Raw genomic sequence first — 5,074 nt, forward strand, 5'->3', positions numbered from 1 at the left:
GCGCGGCACCTCCCACGGACGGGGCGGCGACCGTCGCGGGGCTCGTGGTGCTGCGCGAGCCCAGCGCGGTGGCTGCCTGCCCGCTGTGGCCGAGGACGGCCACGGCGGCACCGACCGCCGCGATCACCAGCAGCACGACCGCACCGGTGATCATGCCCGTGCGGAAGCTGATGTCCTCAAGCCAGGCGTTAATGACCGCGCGCAGGCCTGAGTGAGTCCTGAACGTCCCGCCGCTCACAATTCGGACGATACAGAGGAAATGCCGGCTACGCCGGCGTTACGCGTAGACCGTCTTGAGGTTCTGGTAGGCGGCGATGGCGCCGGGGCCGAGCTCACGGCCGATGCCGCTGGACTTGACGCCGCCCCACGGGCCTGCCGGGTCCGGCAGGTAGCCGTTGATGCCCATGGTGCCGGTGCGCACCCGCCGGATGACGTCCCTGGCGCGGGCCGGATCGGTGGTCCACACCGACCCGCCCAGGCCGTAGTCGGAGTCGTTGGCGATCCTGATGGCGTCGTCGGTGTCCGCGTACTCGATAACCGACAGCACCGGGCCGAAGATCTCCTCCTGCGCGATCGTGGAGTTGTTGTCCACGTCGGCGAAGATCGTCGGCTCGACGAACCAGCCCCTGTCCAGGCCGGCGGGCCGGCCGCCGCCGGTGACCAGCCGCGCGCCGTCGCTCTTGCCCTTCGCGATGTACCGCTCCACCCGGTCCCGCTGCCGCTCGGACACCAGCGGCCCGATCAGCGTGGCCGGGTCGAGCGCGTCGCCGACCGGCAGCGAGGACGCGAACCCGGCCAGCGTGTCCACCACCTCGCCGTACCGGGACCGCGGGGCCAGGATCCGGGTGCCCGCGTAGCAGGTCTGCCCGTTGTTGACCAGCGTGGCGGCGAACAGGTCCTGGCCGATCTTCGCCAGGTCCAGGTCCGCGTCGTCCAGGATGATCGCCGCGGACTTGCCGCCGAGCTCGAGCGAGACGGGCCGCAGGAGCCGGCCGCACACCTCGGCGATCTGCCGCCCGGCCGCGGTGGAGCCGGTGAAGGCGACCTTGTCGACGTCGCGGTGCTGGACGAGGTACGCGCCGATTTCCCTGCCGCCGGGCACGATGTTGACCACGCCAGGCGGCAGGCCGGCTGCCAGCACCGCCTCGGCGAACACGTACGAGTCGAGCACGGTTTCCGGGGACGGCTTGAGCACGATCGTGTTGCCTGCCGCGAGCGCGGGCGCGTACTTGAACGAGGACAGGGTCTGCGGGTAGTTCCACGGCACGATGCCGGCGACGACGCCGATCGGCTCGTGCCTGATGATCAGGTCGCCGCCGAGGAACCTGGCGGTCTCCTCCTCCACGGGGGAGGAGGCCAGCAGGCTCACCATGTAGCGCAGCGTGCCCACCGGGGTCATGCCCTCGATGAGCGGCGACAGCGCGAAAGGCATGCCGTTCTGCTGGCTGACCAGGCGTCCGATGTCCTGGGCGCGCTGCTCTAGTTCGGCCGCGAGCCGTTCCAGCGCTTCCCCGCGGCGGGCCGGCTCCCAGCGCGACCAGCCGGACGGGTCGTCGAACGCGCGGCGCGCCGCGGCGACCGCGGCGTCCACGTCGGCTTCGGCCGCCTCGGGCGTCTCGCCGATCGGCTCTTCCGTGGACGCGTTGCGCACGGCGATCCTGGCGGCGGAGCTGGGGGACACCCACTCGCCGCCGATGAACAGCGTGTCGTGGCCGGTCATCTGGTCTCCCCTAGCCTTCCTGGGACGGCACGGCCATGACGTGCGTCTCCGTGAAGTCGCGCATTCCCTCGCGGCCGAGCTCGCGGCCGATGCCGCTCTGGTTGAACCCGCCGAACGGGGCCCGCTCGTCCACCGCGGTGGCGTTGTGGTTGTTGAAGAACGTGACGCCGGTGCGCAGCTGCCTGGCGATCTTCATGCCGTGCTCGGTGTCCGCGGACCAGACCGACGAGCAGAGCCCGGACCAGGTGCTGTTCGCCAGCGCGACCGCCTCTTCCTCGGTGTCGTAGGGGATGACCGGGAGGGCGGGACCGAACTGCTCCTCGGCCACGATCCCCAGGTCCGCCGCCGGGTTGAGGACGAGCGAGGGGAGCAGGTAGTTGCCGCTGGCGGCGTCGACGGTGTACTCGCCGAACGTGAGCACCTCCGCGCCCGCCGCCTCCGCCTGCTCGGTGAGCCCGGCGACGTAGTCGCGCTGCCTGGCGGTGTTCAGCGGCCCGAACGTGGTGGCCGGGTCGAGGCCGGGACCGACCACGGCGTTCTCCAGCGTGGCGCGCAGCCCGTCGACGACCTCGTCGTACCGGCCGCGCGGCACGTACAGCCGCTTGAGCGCCATGCAGACCTGGCCGGTGGTCATGAACGTCGCGCCGCTCATCTTCGCGAACGCGGCCTCGTCGAGCGTCGCGTCGTCGAGCACGATCGCGGGATCGTTGCCGCCGAGCTCGAGCGTCACGTTCGTCAGGTTGGGTGCGGCCATCGACATGATCCGCCTGCCGCCGCCGACGCTGCCGGTGAAGCAGACGTGCCTGACCCGCGGGTCGCCGACCACGATCGGGCCGACCACCTCGTCGGCGCCGGTGACGACGTTGAGCACGCCGGGCGGCAGCTTGGGCATCAGGTGCTGGAGGGTGCGCACCGACGACAGCGGCGTGGTGGGGGGCGGCTTCACGATCACCGCGTTGCCGGCCATCAGCGCGGCGGGCAGCGACGCCGCGAGGATGGCCAGCGGCCAGTTGAACGGGTAGATGATCGTGACGACGCCGGCCGGGAGCTTGGTGATCGTGGTGTCGAACGGCGGGCCCGCGATGTGCTCCGCCTGGTCGAGCTCGGGGGCGTACTGGGCGGCCTGGTGGAACCGGCCGGCGAACACCATCAGGTCGATCGCGGCCTCGAACCGCACCTTGCCGTTCTCGCGGGACAGGATCTCGGCCCGCTCGTCGGCGTCCTCGTCGAGTCCCTCGAGGGCCTTCAGGCAGATGGCGGTGCGCTCGGCGGCGGACAGCGCGGCCCAGGCCGGCCAGGCCTGGTTCGCGGCCGTCACCGCGTCGAGGGCGTCATCGGCCGAGGCGGCCGCGGCGTGCCCGATGACCGTGCCGTTGGCTGCCGGGTCGTAGACGGGGAAGGTCGCGCTCGCGGCGCGCTCCTGCCCGTCGATGAGCAGCGGCGTGCTGATCTCCGTTGTCATTGGTCGGTCCCCTAAAGCTCGGTGTGCTGGTGGTAGCGGGCGGTCGGGCCGTCGAGCAGCACGGCCTTGGACTCGAGGAACGGGAGCAGCCCGTCGACGCCGCCCTCGCGGCCGATGCCGGACTGCTTGAAGCCGCCGTGCCCCATGTCGAAGTCGGATTTGAAGCCGTTGTGGCCGATGGCGCCGGTCCGCATCTGCCCGGCGACCTCGCGGGCCCGCGCGACGTCGTTGGTGAACACGGCGCCGTGCAGCCCGTAGATCGTGTCGTTGGCGATGCGCACCGCGTCGTCCTCGTCGTCGGCGGCGATCACGGACAGCACCGGGCCGAAGATCTCCTCCTGCGCGATCACCGACTTGTTGTCCACGTTGCCGAACACGGTCGGCTCCACGTACCAGCCGCGGTCCAGGTCCTTGGGACGGCCGCCGCCGGTGGCCAGGGTCGCGCCGGTCTCGAGGCCCTTGGCTATGTAGCCCTCGACGCGGGTGCGCTGCCGCTCGGCGGCCAGCGGGCCCATCTGGCTGCTGGGGTCGAACGGGTCGCCGACCTTCACCTTGGAGAACGCCGCGGCGAGCGCCTCGACCATGTCGTCGTGGCGGCTCCTGGTGACGACGATCCTGGTCAGCGAGGCGCAGACCTGGCCGGACAGCAGGCACTCGGCCATCGCGAGGGATTGCGCGGTGGTCTCGAGGTCCGCGTCGTCGAGGATGACCGCGGCCGACTTGCCGCCGAGCTCCAGGGTGCAGCGGGCGATCCGCTCGCCGCAGATCGAGGCGATCTTCCGCCCCGCCGCGGTGGAACCGGTGAACGTGATCTTGTCGACGCGCGGGTCGCGGACCAGCAGCTCGGAGACCTCACGGTCGGCGGTGACCACGTTCAGCACGCCGGGCGGCAGCCCGACGGCCTCCGCGGCCTCCGCGATCAGGTACCCCTCGCCTGGCGCCTCAGGGGAGGACTTGAGGATGACCGTGCAGCCGGCGATCAGCGCGGGGGCGAGCTTCATGCTGATCAGCCCCATCGGCGCGTTCCACGGGATGATCGCGCCGACCACGCCGACCGGCTCCTTGATGATCAGCCCGAAGCCGCCGCGGGCGGGCCGGGCCGGCCGCTCCCACTGGAACGTGTCCGCGAGACCGGCGTAGTAGTCGAAGGTGTGCTTGGCGCCGAACGCGGCGCCGTTCGCGACGGCGGCGATCACGCCGGACTCGCGCGGCCACATCTGGGCGATGTCCGCGGACCGCTTGACGACCTGCTCGCCGAGCGCCCGCAGGTAGCCGGCGCGTTCGGCGTGCGTGAGCCGCGGCCACGGGCCGTTGTCGAACGCCTCGCGGGCCGCGCTGACGGCCCGGTCGATGTCGGCCGCCTGCGCCTCGGCCACCGTGAGGTAGACATCCTCGCTGTGCGAGTCGATGACGTTGATCGTGGCGCCGGACGAGGGTGTCACCCACTGGCCGCCGATGAAGAACCGGTCCGGGTGCCGGATCGGCACGCTGATGTCATTCGCCAGGCTCATCTGGGCGCCCTCTCGAAGACCTGATAGTCACGAAGACCTGATAGTCACATTGTGACTAGGAGCCTAGACCGGCGTGATGTGGCCGCCAAGAGGCGTCGCGGACAACCGATTGCGCGCCGAAGTTGGGCGATTCCACAAGGCGGCGCGCGAGATGGCGGCGCCCGCCTGGCGCCGTTACCATGGCGCTAGTAGTCGCACTGTTACTTCCGCCTCCAGAAGCTTCAGGAGTGAATCGTGACGTTCCTCAAAGACGAGGCCTGGCAGGGTCGGGTGTACTCCGGCGGCTGGGTGACACCGGAAGGCGGCGACGCCGCCGTTATCGAGCCCGCGACCGGGGCCGAGCTCGGCAGGACCGGGATCGCCAGCCCCGCCGACGTGGCG

Annotated in this window: 4 protein-coding genes; all 4 read right to left on the reverse strand. The window is 71.2% G+C overall.

Annotated elements, in window-relative coordinates:
* Positions 1-238: hypothetical protein (locus tag WA805_RS16445; RefSeq protein ID WP_425242769.1), on the reverse strand; the 238-nt coding region annotated here is incomplete at its 3' end.
* 39 nt (positions 239-277) lie between these two features.
* Positions 278-1,720, reverse strand: a complete 1,443-nt coding sequence (locus WA805_RS16450) for an aldehyde dehydrogenase (RefSeq protein ID WP_422324784.1) — start codon at positions 1,718-1,720, stop codon at positions 278-280.
* A 10-nt stretch (positions 1,721-1,730) separates the two neighbouring features.
* A complete protein-coding gene (locus WA805_RS16455; RefSeq protein WP_425242770.1) occupies positions 1,731-3,182 on the reverse strand; it encodes an aldehyde dehydrogenase family protein in 1,452 nt (483 codons plus the stop codon).
* Positions 3,183-3,193: 11 nt separating this feature from the next.
* Positions 3,194-4,693: an aldehyde dehydrogenase gene (locus WA805_RS16460; protein ID WP_425242771.1), complete on the reverse strand. Its 1,500-nt coding sequence runs from the start codon at positions 4,691-4,693 to the stop codon at positions 3,194-3,196.
* Positions 4,694-5,074 lie beyond the last annotated feature (381 nt).

The sequence above is a fragment of the Trebonia sp. genome (assembly GCF_049794275.1).
Taxonomy (GTDB): domain Bacteria; phylum Actinomycetota; class Actinomycetes; order Streptosporangiales; family Streptosporangiaceae; genus Trebonia.

What these genes read in the sequence shown, in the direction of transcription:
- WA805_RS16460 (WP_425242771.1), bottom strand. Translation starts at nt 4,693, where the DNA reads ATGAGCCTGGCGAATGACATCAGCGTGCCGATCCGGCACCCGGACCGG.
- WA805_RS16455 (WP_425242770.1), bottom strand. Translation starts at nt 3,182, where the DNA reads ATGACAACGGAGATCAGCACGCCGCTGCTCATCGACGGGCAGGAGCGC.
- WA805_RS16450 (WP_422324784.1), bottom strand. Translation starts at nt 1,720, where the DNA reads ATGACCGGCCACGACACGCTGTTCATCGGCGGCGAGTGGGTGTCCCCC.